This is a genomic window from Pseudomonas lundensis (assembly GCF_015377145.2).
GTDB lineage: Bacteria > Pseudomonadota > Gammaproteobacteria > Pseudomonadales > Pseudomonadaceae > Aquipseudomonas > Aquipseudomonas lundensis.
In genome coordinates this window covers 602,576-618,946 of sequence record NZ_CP062158.2, presented here as the reverse complement: position 1 = coordinate 618,946, position 16,371 = coordinate 602,576, and the positions used below count along the sequence as shown (strand labels likewise).

The 16,371-nt window shown below is 52.4% G+C and carries 13 protein-coding genes, 4 tRNA genes and 1 rRNA gene; all 18 read right to left on the bottom strand.

The genetic code is table 11. From position 1 onward, the window contains the following. Nucleotides 1-26: 26 nt before the first annotated feature. The 18 genes from rpsG to rrf all read right to left on the bottom strand — a co-directional run bounded on the left by rpsG (nt 27) and on the right by rrf (nt 16,239). Nucleotides 27-497: a 30S ribosomal protein S7 gene (gene rpsG / locus IF654_RS03185; RefSeq protein WP_016779172.1), complete on the bottom strand. Its 471-nt coding sequence runs from the start codon at nt 495-497 to the stop codon at nt 27-29. Nucleotides 498-620: 123 nt separating this feature from the next. Next, nucleotides 621-992 carry a 30S ribosomal protein S12 gene (gene rpsL, locus IF654_RS03180; RefSeq protein ID WP_002555494.1) on the bottom strand — a complete coding sequence of 124 codons (372 nt, stop codon included), beginning with the start codon at nt 990-992 and terminating at the stop codon, nt 621-623. 216 nt (nt 993-1,208) lie between these two features. Then, complete coding sequence (rpoC, locus tag IF654_RS03175; protein WP_047277900.1) at nt 1,209-5,408, bottom strand: DNA-directed RNA polymerase subunit beta'; 4,200 nt, start codon at nt 5,406-5,408, stop codon at nt 1,209-1,211. A gap of 64 nt (nt 5,409-5,472) precedes the next feature. Beyond that, complete coding sequence (gene rpoB / locus IF654_RS03170) at nt 5,473-9,546, bottom strand: DNA-directed RNA polymerase subunit beta (protein ID WP_047277902.1); 4,074 nt, start codon at nt 9,544-9,546, stop codon at nt 5,473-5,475. A gap of 219 nt (nt 9,547-9,765) precedes the next feature. Next, nucleotides 9,766-10,131: a 50S ribosomal protein L7/L12 gene (rplL, locus tag IF654_RS03165; protein ID WP_047277905.1), complete on the bottom strand. Its 366-nt coding sequence runs from the start codon at nt 10,129-10,131 to the stop codon at nt 9,766-9,768. Nucleotides 10,132-10,211: 80 nt separating this feature from the next. After that, complete coding sequence (rplJ, locus tag IF654_RS03160) at nt 10,212-10,712, bottom strand: 50S ribosomal protein L10 (protein ID WP_003444392.1); 501 nt, start codon at nt 10,710-10,712, stop codon at nt 10,212-10,214. Between the two features lie 196 nt (nt 10,713-10,908). Next, a complete protein-coding gene (gene rplA / locus IF654_RS03155) occupies nt 10,909-11,604 on the bottom strand; it encodes a 50S ribosomal protein L1 (protein ID WP_016779167.1) in 696 nt (231 codons plus the stop codon). Further along, complete coding sequence (rplK, locus tag IF654_RS03150; RefSeq protein ID WP_008008888.1) at nt 11,604-12,035, bottom strand: 50S ribosomal protein L11; 432 nt, start codon at nt 12,033-12,035, stop codon at nt 11,604-11,606. The genes rplA and rplK overlap by 1 nt, the downstream gene beginning before the upstream one ends. A gap of 116 nt (nt 12,036-12,151) precedes the next feature. Then, the gene (gene nusG, locus IF654_RS03145) at nt 12,152-12,685 is read right to left on the bottom strand and encodes a transcription termination/antitermination protein NusG (RefSeq protein ID WP_047277909.1); all 534 of its coding nucleotides are present in this window, start codon (nt 12,683-12,685) and stop codon (nt 12,152-12,154) included. 9 nt (nt 12,686-12,694) lie between these two features. Then, the gene (gene secE, locus IF654_RS03140) at nt 12,695-13,063 is read right to left on the bottom strand and encodes a preprotein translocase subunit SecE (protein WP_047277911.1); all 369 of its coding nucleotides are present in this window, start codon (nt 13,061-13,063) and stop codon (nt 12,695-12,697) included. Between the two features lie 46 nt (nt 13,064-13,109). Next, a tRNA-Trp gene (locus IF654_RS03135) sits at nt 13,110-13,185 on the bottom strand. Nucleotides 13,186-13,430: 245 nt separating this feature from the next. Then, a tRNA-Thr gene (locus IF654_RS03130) sits at nt 13,431-13,506 on the bottom strand. Between the two features lie 24 nt (nt 13,507-13,530). Further along, a tRNA-Gly gene (locus IF654_RS03125) sits at nt 13,531-13,604 on the bottom strand. A 24-nt stretch (nt 13,605-13,628) separates the two neighbouring features. Continuing rightward, nucleotides 13,629-13,713: transfer RNA gene (locus IF654_RS03120), tRNA-Tyr, on the bottom strand. Nucleotides 13,714-13,872: 159 nt separating this feature from the next. Next, nucleotides 13,873-14,256 (bottom strand): hypothetical protein, encoded by a 384-nt coding sequence (locus IF654_RS03115; protein ID WP_047283159.1) that lies wholly within the window; start codon nt 14,254-14,256, stop codon nt 13,873-13,875. A 7-nt stretch (nt 14,257-14,263) separates the two neighbouring features. Beyond that, entirely contained in the window at nt 14,264-15,007 is a 744-nt protein-coding gene (locus IF654_RS03110; RefSeq protein WP_047283160.1) for a pantothenate kinase, read from the bottom strand. After that, the gene (gene birA / locus IF654_RS03105) at nt 14,997-15,944 is read right to left on the bottom strand and encodes a bifunctional biotin--[acetyl-CoA-carboxylase] ligase/biotin operon repressor BirA (protein ID WP_047283161.1); all 948 of its coding nucleotides are present in this window, start codon (nt 15,942-15,944) and stop codon (nt 14,997-14,999) included. Before birA ends, IF654_RS03110 begins: the two co-directional genes overlap by 11 nt. A gap of 179 nt (nt 15,945-16,123) precedes the next feature. After that, nucleotides 16,124-16,239, bottom strand: a 5S ribosomal RNA gene (gene rrf, locus IF654_RS03100). Nucleotides 16,240-16,371 lie beyond the last annotated feature (132 nt).

Sequence of the window (16,371 nt, the reverse complement as noted above, 5' to 3'; positions counted from 1 at the left end):
CCCTCGCAAAGTGAGTAGCGCTGAAATTAGAAGCGGTAGTGCGAGAAAGCTTTGTTAGCTTCAGCCATACGGTGCACGTCTTCACGCTTCTTAACTGCTGCACCTTTGCCTTCAGCAGCGTCCAACAGTTCGCCAGCCAAGCGCAAAGCCATAGACTTTTCGCCACGCTTGCGCGCGAAGTCTACCAACCAGCGCATGGCCAGAGCGTTACGACGGGACGGACGAACTTCGACCGGAACCTGGTAAGTAGCACCGCCTACACGGCGCGACTTCACTTCGACCAGCGGAGCGATGGCGTCGAGTGCTTTCTCGAAGAGTTCCAGGGGATCGCTGTTCTTACGCTCTTTAACCTTCTCCAGCGCGCCATAAACGATACGCTCGGCAACGGCTTTCTTGCCGCTTTCCATCACGTGGTTCATGAACTTGGCCAGGATTTGGCTTCCGTATTTTGGATCGTCAAGCACTTCGCGCTTGGCTGCTACGCGTCTTCTTGGCATGGATAAGCCCTCAAACGGTCTTCAGGTTAGCTCGGAACCATTGCATCTTGACGATGCACGTCCGACCTTACTCTTATCGACTCAGAAAAAAAGAAATCTGCATTATTTACCAGCTACCGAAAACTACTTCGGCTTCTTGGTACCGTACTTCGAGCGACCCTGGTTACGACCTTTAACGCCGGAAGTATCCAAAGAACCGCGAACGGTGTGATAACGAACACCTGGCAAGTCTTTTACACGACCGCCACGAATCAGTACCACGCTGTGCTCTTGCAGGTTGTGGCCTTCACCGCCGATGTACGAGGAAACCTCGAAACCGTTGGTCAGACGCACACGGCATACTTTACGCAGTGCCGAGTTAGGTTTTTTCGGCGTAGTTGTATACACACGAGTGCATACACCACGACGTTGCGGGCAGTTTTGCAGCGCAGGCACGTCGGATTTCTCGACGATACGCTTACGCGGCTGACGTACCAGCTGGTTGATAGTTGCCATCTACTAGCTCCACTGTTGTCTTGCGACGCTATTGTCTTGCAAGAAAAGCAAAATGGCAGGAACGAATTCCCGCCAAATTTAGGGGTACAAGAGTCTAAAGAGGATCTTGCCCCCAGTCAAGGCAAGGCCCCGACCTTCCGCATCATCAAACCTAGACTATTGGTCTCGATTCGATGAACGGAACAGCCAGGGCCCTTCCTTCATTTAGTACCGAACTCAGTTACCGCTTGAGTTCAGCGCTTCGGTCAGTGCAGCTTCCACTTCACTGGCGCTAACGCGCAATGGCTTGTCAGCATCACGGCGGCGCTTGCGCTCGCTGTGGTAAGCCAAACCAGTACCTGCCGGGATCAAACGACCCACGACAACGTTTTCTTTCAGGCCGCGCAGGTAATCGCGCTTACCCGTTACCGCTGCTTCGGTCAGAACGCGGGTTGTCTCTTGGAAAGAGGCCGCAGAGATGAACGATTCAGTCGACAACGATGCCTTGGTGATTCCCAACAGAACACGCGTGAACTTGGAGACAAACTTGTCTTCAGTGCTCAGACGCTCGTTCTCGGTCAACACCTGCGTCAACTCCATCTGGTCACCCTTGATGAAGGAGGAGTCGCCAGACTCGGAAATTTCAACTTTACGCAGCATCTGACGCAGGATGGTCTCGATGTGCTTATCGTTGATTTTCACGCCTTGCAGACGGTAAACATCTTGAATCTCGTTAACGATGTACTTGGCCAGCGCACTCACACCCAGCAGACGCAGGATGTCATGCGGATCGCTAGGACCGTCGGAGATAACTTCGCCACGGTTCACTTGTTCGCCTTCGAAGACGTTCAGGTGACGCCACTTCGGAATCAGCTCTTCATACGGATCGCTACCATCGTTCGGGGTAATGACCAGACGGCGCTTGCCCTTGGTCTCTTTACCGAACGCGATTGTGCCGCTGACTTCAGCCAAAATCGAAGCTTCTTTTGGACGGCGCGCTTCGAACAAGTCAGCAACCCGCGGAAGACCACCGGTGATGTCTCGAGTTTTCGAAGTCTCTTGCGGAATACGAGCGATAACGTCACCGATCGCGATTTCCGCACCATCCGCCACACCAACCAAGGCGTTTGCAGGCAAGAAGTACTGTGCCGGTACGTCAGTACCTGGCAAGAGCAAGTCTTTGCCATCTACACCCACCATCTTCACAGCAGGACGGATATCCTTACCGGCAGCTGGACGGTCTTTGGCATCAAGCACTTCAATGTTGGTCATACCGGTCAATTCGTCAGTCTGACGCTTGATCGTGATGCCTTCTTCCATGCCCACGTAGGTCACGGTACCTTTCATTTCGGTAACGATTGGGTGAGTGTGCGGATCCCACTTGGCTACGATTGAGCCAGCATCGACCTTGTCACCCTCTTTAACCGAGATAACAGCACCGTACGGCAGCTTGTAGCGCTCACGCTCACGACCGAAGTCATCAGCGATCGCCAGCTCACCGGAACGCGAAACAGCGACCAGGCAGCCATCTACACGCTCAACGTGCTTCAGGTTGTGCAGACGGACAGTACCGCCATTCTTCACCTGAACGCTGTCAGCAGCCGAGGTCCGGCTAGCCGCACCACCGATGTGGAACGTACGCATTGTCAGCTGTGTACCTGGCTCACCGATCGACTGAGCGGCGATTACGCCGACAGCTTCACCAATGTTCACCTGGTGACCACGGGCCAGATCGCGGCCGTAGCACTTGGCGCAGATACCAAAACGGGTTTCGCAGCTGATTGGCGAGCGAACGATAACTTCGTCGATGCTGTTCAGCTCGATGAACTCAACCCATTTCTCGTCAACCAGAGTGCCAGCAGGAACGATAACTTCCTCAGTACCCGGCTTGAATACGTCGCGGGCGATCACTCGGCCCAATACGCGCTCACCCAACGGCTCTACAACGTCACCGCCTTCAATGTGCGGCGTCATCAGCAGACCGTGCTCGGTACCGCAATCAACTTCAGTTACAACCAGGTCTTGTGCGACGTCCACGAGACGACGAGTCAGGTAACCGGAGTTAGCCGTTTTCAAGGCCGTATCCGCGAGACCCTTACGAGCACCGTGAGTCGAGATGAAGTACTGAAGTACGCTCAAACCTTCACGGAAGTTCGCAGTGATCGGTGTTTCGATGATCGAGCCGTCCGGCTTGGCCATCAGACCACGCATACCGGCCAACTGACGGATCTGCGCAGCAGAACCACGAGCACCGGAGTCAGCCATCATGTACATCGAGTTGAACGACTCTTGCTCAACTTCATTGCCGTGACGATCGATAACCTTCTCTTTCGAGAGGTTCGACATCATCGCCTTGGAAACTTCATCGTTAGCTTTCGACCAAAGGTCGATTACCTTGTTGTACTTCTCGCCCTGAGTCACCAGGCCGGAGGCGTACTGACTTTCGATTTCTTTCACTTCATCGGTAGCAGCACCGATGATGCGGGCTTTTTCATCCGGGATAACGAAGTCGTTAACACCGATGGAAACGCCGGAAATAGTCGAGTAAGCAAAACCTGTGTACATCAACTGGTCAGCAAAGATCACAGTCTCTTTCAAGCCAACCACGCGGTAGCACTGGTTGATCAGTTTGGAGATTGCCTTTTTCTTCATTGGCAGGTTGACGACGTCGTAAGACAGACCTTTTGGAACAACCTGGAACAACAACGCACGGCCGACAGTCGTGTCGACGATACGGGTGTTGGTCACGCTGCCGCCATCACGATCATTGACGGTTTCGTTGATCCGCACCTTGACCTTAGCGTGCAGCGCAGCTTCGCCAGCGCGGAACACGCGGTCAACTTCCTGCAGGTCGGCGAATACACGACCTTCGCCCTTGGCGTTGATCGCTTCGCGGGTCATGTAGTACAGACCCAGTACAACGTCCTGCGACGGAACGATGATTGGCTCACCGTTGGCTGGCGACAGAATGTTGTTGGTCGACATCATCAAGGCACGCGCTTCCAGCTGGGCTTCCAGCGTCAGCGGTACGTGCACGGCCATTTGGTCGCCGTCGAAGTCGGCGTTGTACGCAGCACAAACCAGAGGGTGAAGCTGAATAGCCTTACCTTCAATCAGTACTGGTTCAAATGCCTGGATACCCAAACGGTGCAAGGTTGGCGCACGGTTAAGAAGTACCGGGTGTTCGCGAATGACTTCGGCAAGAACGTCCCAAACTTCAGGCAGCTCGCGCTCAACCATTTTCTTGGCGGCTTTAATAGTGGTAGCGAGACCACGCATTTCAAGCTTGCCAAAAATGAACGGTTTGAACAGCTCAAGGGCCATTTTCTTCGGCAGACCGCACTGGTGCAGACGCAAGGTCGGACCTACGGTAATTACCGAACGACCCGAATAGTCAACGCGCTTACCGAGCAAGTTCTGACGGAAACGACCTTGCTTACCCTTGATCATGTCAGCCAGGGATTTCAGAGGACGCTTGTTAGAACCGGTAATGGCACGGCCGCGACGACCGTTGTCGAGCAGGGCATCGACAGCTTCCTGCAACATACGTTTTTCGTTACGCACGATGATGTCCGGTGCGGACAGATCAAGCAGGCGCTTCAAACGGTTGTTACGGTTGATCACGCGACGATACAGGTCGTTGAGGTCGGAGGTCGCAAAACGACCGCCATCCAACGGAACCAGAGGACGCAGATCTGGCGGCAGTACTGGCAAAACAGTCAGAACCATCCACTCTGGCAAGTTGCCGGAGCCTTGGAAGGCTTCCATCAACTTCAGACGCTTGGACAGTTTTTTAATCTTGGTTTCAGAGTTGGTTTGCGGAATCTCTTCGCGCAGACGACCAATCTCATGCTCCAGATCGATAGCGTGCAACAGTTCGCGAACAGCTTCGGCACCCATACGGGCATCGAAATCGTCACCAAACTCTTCCAGCGCTTCGAAATACTGCTCATCGTTCAGCAGCTGACCTTTTTCCAGCGTGGTCATGCCCGGATCGATAACGACGTAGCTCTCGAAATAGAGAACGCGCTCGATATCACGCAGGGTCATGTCCATCAGCAAGCCGATACGGGACGGTAGCGACTTCAGGAACCAGATGTGGGCTACTGGCGAAGCCAGTTCAATGTGGGCCATGCGCTCACGACGGACCTTGGCCAGCGCAACTTCAACGCCGCACTTCTCACAGATCACACCGCGGTGCTTCAAGCGCTTGTACTTACCGCACAGGCACTCGTAATCCTTTACCGGGCCAAAGATTTTGGCGCAGAACAGGCCGTCACGCTCAGGCTTGAACGTACGGTAGTTGATGGTTTCCGGCTTTTTAACTTCACCGAACGACCACGAACGGATCATCTCAGGCGATGCCAATCCAATACGGATGGCGTCGAACTCTTCGACTTGACCCTGGTTTTTCAGCAAATTCAGTAGGTCTTTCAAGGCCTTTCCTCCTGGCGGAGCAGAGAGCGGGCAGTACAGCCCCGCTCTCGATTCGCGTCACGTGTTATTCGGTTTCCAGATCGATATCGATGCCGAGGGAACGAATTTCTTTGATCAACACGTTGAAGGACTCGGGCATGCCCGGCTCCATACGGTGATCGCCGTCCACGATGTTTTTGTACATCTTGGTACGACCGTTCACATCGTCCGACTTCACTGTGAGCATTTCTTGCAGAGTGTATGCCGCGCCATAGGCTTCCAGCGCCCAGACCTCCATCTCCCCGAAACGCTGACCACCGAACTGCGCCTTACCACCCAACGGCTGTTGAGTAACCAGGCTGTAAGAACCGGTAGAACGAGCATGCATCTTGTCGTCTACCAAGTGGTTCAGTTTCAGCATGTACATGTAGCCAACGGTAACCGGACGCTCAAACTTGTTGCCGGTACGACCGTCAGTCAGCTGCATCTGGCCGCTGTCGGGCAGATCTGCCAAGCGCAGCATGGCCTTGATTTCGCTTTCCTTGGCACCGTCAAATACCGGGGTAGCCATAGGAACACCGCCGCGAAGGTTCTTCGCCAGATCAAGAATTTCCTGATCAGAGAAGTCATCCAGGCTTTCTTGACGACCGCCAATTTCGTTGTAGATCTCATGCAGGAACTTACGCAGGTCTGCAACCTTGCGCTGCTCCTCGATCATGAGGTTGATCTTCTCGCCCAACCCTTTGGCTGCGAGGCCCAGGTGAGTTTCAAGAATCTGACCAACGTTCATACGCGATGGTACGCCCAACGGGTTGAGGACAACATCAACCGGGGTGCCATTGGCATCGTACGGCATGTCTTCAACCGGCATGATCACGGAGACCACACCTTTGTTACCGTGACGACCAGCCATCTTGTCACCCGGCTGGATGCGACGGCGAATTGCCAGGTAAACCTTGACGATTTTCAACACGCCTGGAGCCAGGTCATCGCCTTGCTGCAGCTTGCGTTTCTTATCTTCGAACTTGTCATCCAGCAGACGACGACGGTCGATGATGTAAGCCTGAGCCTTTTCAAGTTGCTCGTTCAGAGCATCTTCAGCCATGCGCAGCTTGAACCACTGACCATGCTCAAGACCATCCAGGACCTCATTGGTGATTTCCTGGCCTTTCTTGAGACCAGCACCGCCTTCGGCAATGTTACCCACCAATGCAGAGCGCAGACGTTCGAAAGTTGCACCTTCAACGATACGGAACTCTTCGTTCAGATCCTTGCGGATTTCGTCCAGCTGGGTTTTTTCGATCGAGAGTGCACGAGCGTCACGCTCAACGCCGTCACGGGTGAAAACCTGAACGTCAATGACAGTACCTTTGGTGCCGGTCGGCACACGCAGAGAAGTGTCTTTTACGTCACTGGCTTTTTCACCGAAGATTGCGCGCAACAGCTTCTCTTCTGGCGTTAGCTGCGTCTCACCTTTCGGTGTCACTTTACCAACCAGAATGTCGCCCGGGCCGACTTCAGCACCCACATAAACGATACCGGCCTCATCCAGTTTATTCAGAGCAGCTTCACCGACGTTCGGGATGTCTGCAGTGATTTCCTCTGGACCAAGCTTGGTGTCACGAGCCACACAGGTCAGTTCCTGAATGTGGATCGTGGTGAAACGGTCTTCCTGAACGACACGTTCCGACAGGCAGATGGAGTCTTCGAAGTTGAAGCCGTTCCATGCCATGAAGGCAATACGCATGTTCTGACCCAGAGCCAGTTCACCCATGTCGGTGGACGGACCGTCGGCCATGATGTCACTACGCTGGACCCGATCACCTTTGCGAACCAGCGGACGCTGGTTGATGCAGGTGTTCTGGTTGGAGCGCGTGTACTTGGTCAGGTTGTAGATGTCGACACCGGCTTCACCGGTTTCAACTTCATCATCTGCAACGCGAACAACGATACGACTTGCATCCACGGAGTCAATAACGCCACCACGACGGGCTACAACACAAACCCCCGAGTCTCGCGCTACGTTGCGCTCCATACCCGTACCCACCAGCGGCTTGTCAGCACGCAGTGTCGGTACAGCTTGACGCTGCATGTTCGAACCCATCAATGCACGGTTGGCATCGTCATGCTCGAGGAACGGAATCAGCGACGCAGCAACCGAAACTACCTGCTTCGGCGAAACGTCCATCAAGGTGACGTCTTCCGGCGCCTTAACGGTGAATTCGTTCAAGTGACGAACAGCTACCAGCTCATCGATCAGGACTTTCTGATCGTTCATGGTGGCCGAAGCCTGAGCAATAACGTGATCTGCTTCTTCAATGGCAGACAGGAACACGATCTCGTCGGTTACTACGCCTTCTTTCACAACACGGTACGGGCTCTCAAGGAAACCATACTGGTTGGTGCGGGCGTAAGCAGCCAATGAGTTGATCAGACCGATGTTCGGACCTTCCGGTGTTTCAATCGGGCATACACGACCGTAGTGAGTCGGGTGTACGTCACGAACTTCAAAGCCAGCACGCTCACGTGTCAAACCACCCGGGCCCAGTGCAGAGACACGGCGCTTGTGGGTGATTTCGGAAAGCGGGTTGTTTTGGTCCATGAACTGCGAAAGCTGGCTGGAGCCAAAGAACTCTTTCACCGCCGCAGCAACTGGCTTGGCGTTGATGAGGTCTTGCGGCATCAGGCCTTCGCTTTCTGCCATCGACAGACGCTCTTTAACTGCACGCTCAACACGCACCAGGCCAACACGGAACTGGTTTTCAGCCATCTCGCCCACGCAGCGAACACGACGGTTACCCAAGTGGTCGATGTCATCGACGATGCCTTTACCGTTACGGATGTCGACCAGAGTCTTCAACACTGCAACGATGTCTTCCTTGCACAGCACACCCGAACCTTCGATTTCGGTACGACCGATACGACGGTTGAACTTCATTCGGCCGACCGCAGACAGGTCATAACGCTCAGGGCTGAAGAACAGGTTGTTGAACAGGGTCTCGGCAGCGTCTTTGGTTGGCGGCTCGCCTGGACGCATCATGCGATAGATTTCGACCAGCGCTTCCAATTGGTTGCTGGTGGAATCAATTTTCAGCGTGTCAGAAACGAACGGACCACAGTCGATGTCGTTGGTGTACAACGTTTCGATACGGACAACCTGACTCTTGGCAACTTTTGCCAGAATTTCAGTGGTCAGCTCTGTGTTGCACTCAGCAATGATTTCGCCGGTAGCCGGATGCACGATTGCCTTGGCCGTTGTGCGACCCAGGACATAGTCAAGAGGCATTACGAGCTCTTTGACACCGGCTTTTTCCAGCTGGTTGATATGGCGAGCAGTAATACGACGGCCTTGCTCGACAATCACTTTGCCCTTGTCATCCATAATATCGATGACCGCGATTTCACCGCGCAGGCGCTGTGGTACCAGCTCCAGGCTGATGCTCTCACCTTGAACGTGGAATACGTTCGTGGTGTAGAACGCTTCAAGCACCTGTTCAGTGGTGTAACCCAATGCGCGCAGAAGCACGGACGCAGGCAATTTGCGACGACGGTCGATACGTACGAATACGCAGTCTTTCGGGTCGAACTCGAAATCCAACCACGAACCACGGTAAGGAATGATACGCGCGGAATACAGCAGCTTACCGGAGCTGTGCGTCTTGCCGCGGTCGTGGTCGAAGAACACGCCCGGGGAACGGTGCAGCTGGGAAACAATTACACGCTCGGTACCGTTAATAACGAAGGTACCGTTTTCAGTCATCAATGGGATTTCGCCCATGTAGACTTCTTGCTCTTTGATGTCCTTGATCGCTTTGTTCGACGATTCTTTGTCGAAAATGATCAAGCGAACTTTAACCCGCAAAGGTACGGCGTAAGTTACACCGCGCAACACGCATTCTTTGACATCAAATGCCGGTTCACCCAAACGATAACCCACATACTCCAGCGCAGCATTGCCGGAGTAGCTGATGATCGGGAAAACGGATTTGAAGGCCGCATGCAGGCCCACGTCGCGGAACTGATCTTTAGTCGCTCCCGCCTGCAAGAATTCACGATACGAATCCAGCTGGATTGCCAAGAGATACGGCACATCCATGACGTCCGGCAACTTGCTAAAGTCCTTGCGGATACGTTTTTTCTCAGTATATGAGTAAGCCATCAGCGTTCCCCAGCTTGGTCACCTGCTTGTTTGGCCCCTCCCGACGGGAGCAGCCAGAAAATCGTGCAAACCCCTTGGTTTGCTCCACCGCACAGGGTGGTTACAGCACGTTAAAAGCACCGACCCAGTCGGAAGCCAATAACGGAAAAAGGCCGGTGGCAAGAGCCACCAGCCATCAGCCTCAGCTTAACGCTTGGGCTGGAGACGCAAGGTCGATGCTTACTTCAGCTCGACTTTAGCGCCTGCTTCTTCCAAGGTAGCCTTGGCTTTGTCAGCTGCGTCTTTAGCAACAGCTTCCAGAACCATAGCTGGAGCGCCGTCAACTACTGCCTTGGCTTCTTTCAAGCCCAGACCGGTCAGCTCACGTACAGCCTTGATCACGTTAACTTTCTTCTCGCCAGCTTCAGTCAGCATAACGTTGAATTCAGTTTGCTCTTCAACAACAGCAGCGGCAGCAGCAGGACCAGCAGAAGCAGCAGCAGCGGAAACGCCGAACTTCTCTTCCATTGCCTTGATCAGCTCAACGATTTCCAGAACGGATTTTTCGCCGATTGCTTCGATGATTTGCTCGTTAGTCAGAGACATGACTATAAATTCCTGTATTGGGGTGACAGCCTAGGTGGCCATCGAAATAAACAATAAACGCTGAAAGAAATCGCTTAGCTTTAAGCTGCAGCGGCTTCTTTCTGGTCGCGAAGTGCTGCCAGTGTACGAGCCAATTTGCTGGTTGCGCCTTGAATCACGCTCATCAGCTGAGAAATTGCTTCGTCACGGGTCGGCAGGCTTGCCAGTACGTCGATCTGATTAGCTGCGAGGAACTTGCCCTCGAACGCAGCTGCCTTGATCTCGAACTTATCCTGACCTTTTGCGAACTCTTTGAACAAACGGGCAGCAGCGCCAGGATGTTCATTCGAGAATGCAATCAAGGTCGGGCCAGTGAACACGTCGTTGAGGACACTGTATTCAGTGTCAGCAACAGCGCGCTTCAGCAGTGTGTTACGTACAACACGTACGTAAACACCAGCTTCACGAGCCTCTTTACGGAGTCCGGTCATAGCGCCAACTGTCACGCCGCGGGCATCAGCCACAACAGCAGACAGGGCAACTTTGGCAGCCTCGTTGACTTCAGCGACGATGGCCTTCTTGTCTTCGAGTTTAATTGCCACGGGTTTAACTCCTGCTTGTTACCGTTTCATCCAACCGAAGCCGGATGTCGTTTTGGTGTCTGATTCGGTAAGGAACCGGGAGCACCATCTGCGTAGGCTTGAGGTTTAAGACTTGCGTCGCCTACGGTCTTGGATAGCCCCCGCCAGGCAGGGACCCCAATCTTTCAACCAATGCATTTAAAGCACCGGATTTGTCTTACGCGTCCAGAGAACCTTGGTCGATGACCAAGCCTGGGCCCATAGTGGTGCTCAGGGTAACGCGCTTGACGTAAATGCCTTTAGAAGAAGCTGGCTTGATACGCTTCAGATCAGCGATCAGGGCCTCAACGTTTTCCTTCAGCTGAACGGCGTCAAAACCGATCTTGCCAACGGAAGTGTGGATGATACCGTTTTTGTCAGTGCGATAACGAACCTGACCAGCTTTAGCATTTTTAACTGCTGTCGCTACGTCTGGAGTTACTGTACCAACCTTAGGGTTAGGCATCAGACCACGAGGACCGAGGATTTGACCCAACTGACCTACAACACGCATTGCATCCGGAGAAGCAATAACTACGTCATAGTTCAGATCGCCGCCTTTCATTTCAGCAGCCAGATCGTCCATACCTACGCGATCAGCACCTGCAGCCAGAGCAGCTTCAGCAGCTGGGCCCTGAGTAAAGACAGCTACGCGTACAGTCTTGCCAGTGCCGTGTGGCAACACAGTTGCGCTACGAACAACCTGGTCAGATTTACGCGGGTCTACGCCCAAGTTTACGGCGATATCAAAGGACTCGCTGAATTTTACAGTCGACAGCTCAGCCAGCAAAGCAGCAGCGTCTACAAAGTTGTAAGACTTGCCAGCTTCAATTTTACCGGCGATTGCCTTTTGACGCTTAGTCAGCTTAGCCATTACACACCCTCCACGTTAAGGCCCATGCTACGAGCAGAACCGGCGATGGTACGCACGGCTGCTTCCATATCAGCTGCAGTCAGATCCGCGTTTTTGGTTTTCGCGATTTCTTCCAGCTGAGCACGAGTAACGGTGCCAACCTTAACGGTGTTTGGACGAGCGGAACCGCTAGTCAAACCGGCAGCTTTCTTCAGCAGAACCGAAGCAGGAGTCGATTTGGTTTCGAACGTGAAGCTACGGTCGCTGTAAACGGTGATGATCACAGGGGTCGGCAAGCCTGGCTCAATACCCTGAGTACGGGCGTTGAAAGCTTTGCAGAACTCCATGATGTTCACGCCGTGCTGACCCAAAGCTGGACCAACAGGTGGGCTTGGGTTGGCCTGAGCGGCCTTTACTTGCAGCTTGATGTAAGCGGTAATCTTCTTGGCCATGAGGCACTCCAATTACGGGTTCAGACGCCTATAAAGGCTCCCCGGTTACTTGCGTGTTTATCCCAGTGACGACAAAACCCCACAGCCGAAGCCATGGGGTTGGGATACGTATTCAGCTAGACCTTTTCGACCTGGCTGAATTCAAGCTCTACCGGAGTAGAGCGACCGAAAATGAGCACAGCGACTTGGATGCGGCTCTTTTCGTAGTTAACTTCTTCAACTGTGCCGTTGAAATCAGCGAAAGGACCGTCAGTAACACGAACGACCTCACCCGGCTCAAACAGAGTCTTTGGCTTGGGCTTATCACTGCCATCAGCAACGCGACGCAGAATGGATTCTGCCTCTTTATCAGTGATCGGTGCTGGCTTGTCAGCAGTGCCACCAATAAAGCCCATGACACGAGGAGTATCCTTGACCAAATGCCAAGTACCTTCGTTCATGTCCATCTGGACAAGGACATAACCTGGAAAGAATTTGCGTTCACTTTTGCGCTTCTGGCCATTACGCATTTCAACCACTTCTTCAGTGGGAACCAGAATTTCGCCGAAGCCATCTTCCATGCCTGCCAGCTTGATGCGCTCAATCAAAGAGCGCATAACATGCTTTTCGTAACCCGAATAAGCATGCACAACGTACCAACGCTTAGCCACGGGACACCCTTAGCCAACAATCAAGGAAACGAGCCAACCGAGCAGGGAATCGAGCCCCCACAACAGCAACGCCATAACAAGAACAACAGCCACAACAATTAAAGTGGTCTGCGTAGTTTCTTGACGGGTTGGCCATACGACTTTACGAATCTCAGTGCGAGCTTCCTTTACCAGGACAGCGAACGACTTACCTTTTGCTGTCTGCAACCCAACATAGGCGGCGACGGCAGCAAGAACAAGAAGCGCAATGACACGATACAGAATCGGCGAACCAGAATAATACTGATTCCCAACAACGCCAACCACCACAAGGGCAACCACAGCCAGCCACTTGAGGAGATCGAAGCGAGAGCCTTGAACTTCAGCCTTGGGAGTCATCAAAGAAGGATCCTGTGAAAAGAAAGCCAGACGCATTGAGCGAATCTGGCAGGTCAGGAGGGAATCGAACCCCCAACCTACGGTTTTGGAGACCGTCGCTCTGCCAATTGAGCTACTGACCTATAACATTATCGAGCCGCTAATTATGCAGACTCGAGAGAGACTTTTCAACAACCAATGCAACTGCCTTTGCCAAAAAGCTACCTAAGCACCTAATGACAGCACGAGCAGCAGAATGCGAGCCACCCAAAACAGCAATTGCAAATCGGAGCAGCCATGCAACCAACACACAACCAGCAAACACTCCGAACAGGCTTTCTAGCCTGTTAAAACAAAGGCAGATACTTTCATATCTGCCTTTGCAATATGGAGCTCTTGAGCGGATTTGAACCGCTGACCTCACCCTTACCAAGGGTGTGCTCTACCAACTGAGCTACAAGAGCGAAACCGCATTAAACCAGCATGTATGGAGCGGGTGGCGGGAATCGAACCCGCATCATCAGCTTGGAAGGCTGAGGTTCTACCACTAAACTACACCCGCAAATCATGCTGGCTTACATAAATATGGTGGAGGGGGAAGGATTCGAACCTTCGAAGTCGTAGACGTCAGATTTACAGTCTGATCCCTTTGGCCGCTCGGGAACCCCTCCTGAGCTGAGCGGGATTATACAGCATCCCAACCCTATGTCAACCACTTTCTTAATAAAATCATAAGCTTAGCGTTTTGACTCACTTCACAACAAAACCAAGTTTGATTATCACTGCGGAGCGGGCGCCATTCTATGCAAACGAACCGCCTACCGCAACCCCTAACATGGTTTTTTTTCAAATCTTAAGTACTTGAATTCATTCATAAGATTCAATAATTTTTGCTCGCCTCTCAACGCAGTAGGGGGCCCAATGACTCTAAAGAGCCCCCTATCCCCAACCTGCTCAACCTGCAATTCCTTCTCCATCAACTTCAAGAGTGTCTCCTTGTCCACACCTTCTGCCTCTGAGCCTCTCAGATATATGCACTCACCATCCACTGACAGCTTTGCTGCATCGACCTCATTGATAAGCTGTATTCCTTGCTTGCTCCCTTTATATGCAGACAAAGAGGCCACCTCCTTGACCCTCAGAGGCGCTGCTTGGTGATGCCAGATGAAATAAAAAATATTTAGCACCATTAACAATAGAAACAGCCAACGCATAGCCACCTCAAGAAAATGGACAGGCAACCGCCAATCCAACGAACACCAGATCTTTAATCACCCTGGCATCAACGACCACATCTGCAACCAGATCTGCATCCCCACCGGTAAGGAAAACCCTATAATCGTCCCCCCAATACTCGCGTGCCAATTGAACCTGGGCGGATACAAAACCTCGCAACATTAGAAGGCAACCACGTTCCACGGCCTCAATTGTCGTATTAGCTGGTTCCAAACACTGCAATGCACCTTTCGCCGATGCAGCGTCATACCTGATACGTCGTGTGTGAGTTTGCAATTGATTGCGCATAAGTGACAGACCTGGGCATATAAATCCGCCCTTATGCTGCCCATCAGAATCCACAAAATCCGCAGTAACCGCCGTTCCTAAATCGAGAACCAAGCACGGCCCTCCGGACAATTTGTACCCACCCACCATCGCGAGCCATCGATCCAACCCTAAACGCTCAAAGTCTTTATAACCATTTGTTACACCCGCAAGCATTGATGCAGGGGCAACACAGTCGACCTTAACGGAAAACTCAGAGGCAATTGCAGCAACCAGATTCGATGTTTCGACATCACTGCGCACACTCACCATACGGCAGCGCGTGATACTCAATTCTGGACAAGCCAGAATTTCAACGATCAATCCTTCTGGGGAATCCGCCACTCCACCACTTACCGGCCCTTCAGAATCCAGAACTCGCCATTTGATGAAACTATTTCCGCAATCGAGCTCAAGAATCATGGCGCAATCTCAAACTCAGCTCGCCACCACTGTATGTTTTTAACTCATTATTGACCCTCAAACGCAATGCCCCTTGCTGATCAACACCTATGACAACTCCATCTACTTGGTGCAGCCCAGCCATCAATGAAACCTCTCGACCTTGCCACACGTGATTCTTTTCCCATTCATCATGAAACGAAGAGAAACCGGTGATTGCGTGAGATTTCAAATATTCCTTTAGCCGCATACTCAGCGCAGTTATAACCTCATTACGCGCAAACATCTTGCCAGTTTCCAGACTCATCGACGTCCAAGGCTGCCCCACACCCGCAGCCGTTGTCATATTGACATTGATACCAATACCCACCACCACATGACAAACATCTGCTGGATCACCTACCAACTCAAGCAATATCCCAGCAATTTTCTTGTCACAAACCAATATATCGTTTGGCCATTTCAGGCCCGCAGTCATTACGTCAAAACCCTTTAGCGTATTCAATACCGCTAGACCGACAACAAGACTTAACGCTTCAAGTTGGCGCAAACCACCATCGACCCGCAACACTAAGCTGTAGTAAACATTTTGCCCAAATGGACTTATCCAATGCCGTCCTCTACGCCCTCGCCCGGCACTTTGCTGCTCAGCCGAAATTACAAAAGGCGCCGAAACTCCTTTATTGATCTGACGAAATGCCTCTGCATTGGTTGAGTCTACTATTTCGTAAATATGGACTGGATAGCAGCTTTCCGAGACTCCCTCTTGATCGAGAAGATCTACAGGGGATGCTAATTTGTAGCCCCGACCACGAACCTTATGGATGGGCAGATTCATTTCTGCCTGCAGCTTTTGCAACTGCTTCCATACCGCACTGCGACTAATGCCCAATTGAGCACCTAAGGCTTGCCCCGAGTGGAAGCGACCATCTTTAAGGAGTTTCAACAACGTCAGCATGCAAGTATCGCCTCACAATCAAGCACGCATCATAACGATGAGCTCAAGGATTGCATAGGAGTCGGAAAGCGTGTGGAGTTGAGGATGAGGGAGTCCAGCAGAGATAACCTGAAGGCTCTTTTTCAGGCACAAAAACAAAATCCCCGTCTGCGTGAGCAGACAGGGATTTCGGAATTTAATCTTGACGATGACCTACTCTCACATGGGGAAACCCCACACTACCATCGGCGATGCATCGTTTCACTGCTGAGTTCGGGATGGGATCAGGTGGTTCCAATGCTCTATGGTCGTCAAGAAATTCGGTAGCCGGCGCGTTTACCTTGCGGTCAACGTTCCAGCGAATGGGTATGCAATAGAGTGGTGTTTTGTGAGGTGCAAACTTTCGGTTTGTATCGTCTTCACACACCGCAATCTGGCCTTTCGACGC

Bases quoted from the DNA above. Each gene is read 5' to 3' on its own strand.
- rpsG (WP_016779172.1), bottom strand. From the start codon at position 497: ATGCCAAGAAGACGCGTAGCAGCCAAGCGCGAAGTGCTTGACGATCCA.
- rpsL (WP_002555494.1), bottom strand. From the start codon at position 992: ATGGCAACTATCAACCAGCTGGTACGTCAGCCGCGTAAGCGTATCGTC.
- rpoB (WP_047277902.1), bottom strand. From the start codon at position 9,546: ATGGCTTACTCATATACTGAGAAAAAACGTATCCGCAAGGACTTTAGC.
- rplL (WP_047277905.1), bottom strand. From the start codon at position 10,131: ATGTCTCTGACTAACGAGCAAATCATCGAAGCAATCGGCGAAAAATCC.
- rplA (WP_016779167.1), bottom strand. From the start codon at position 11,604: ATGGCTAAGCTGACTAAGCGTCAAAAGGCAATCGCCGGTAAAATTGAA.
- rplK (WP_008008888.1), bottom strand. From the start codon at position 12,035: ATGGCCAAGAAGATTACCGCTTACATCAAGCTGCAAGTAAAGGCCGCT.
- secE (WP_047277911.1), bottom strand. From the start codon at position 13,063: ATGACTCCCAAGGCTGAAGTTCAAGGCTCTCGCTTCGATCTCCTCAAG.
- IF654_RS03115 (WP_047283159.1), bottom strand. From the start codon at position 14,256: ATGCGTTGGCTGTTTCTATTGTTAATGGTGCTAAATATTTTTTATTTC.
- IF654_RS03110 (WP_047283160.1), bottom strand. From the start codon at position 15,007: ATGATTCTTGAGCTCGATTGCGGAAATAGTTTCATCAAATGGCGAGTT.
- birA (WP_047283161.1), bottom strand. From the start codon at position 15,944: ATGCTGACGTTGTTGAAACTCCTTAAAGATGGTCGCTTCCACTCGGGG.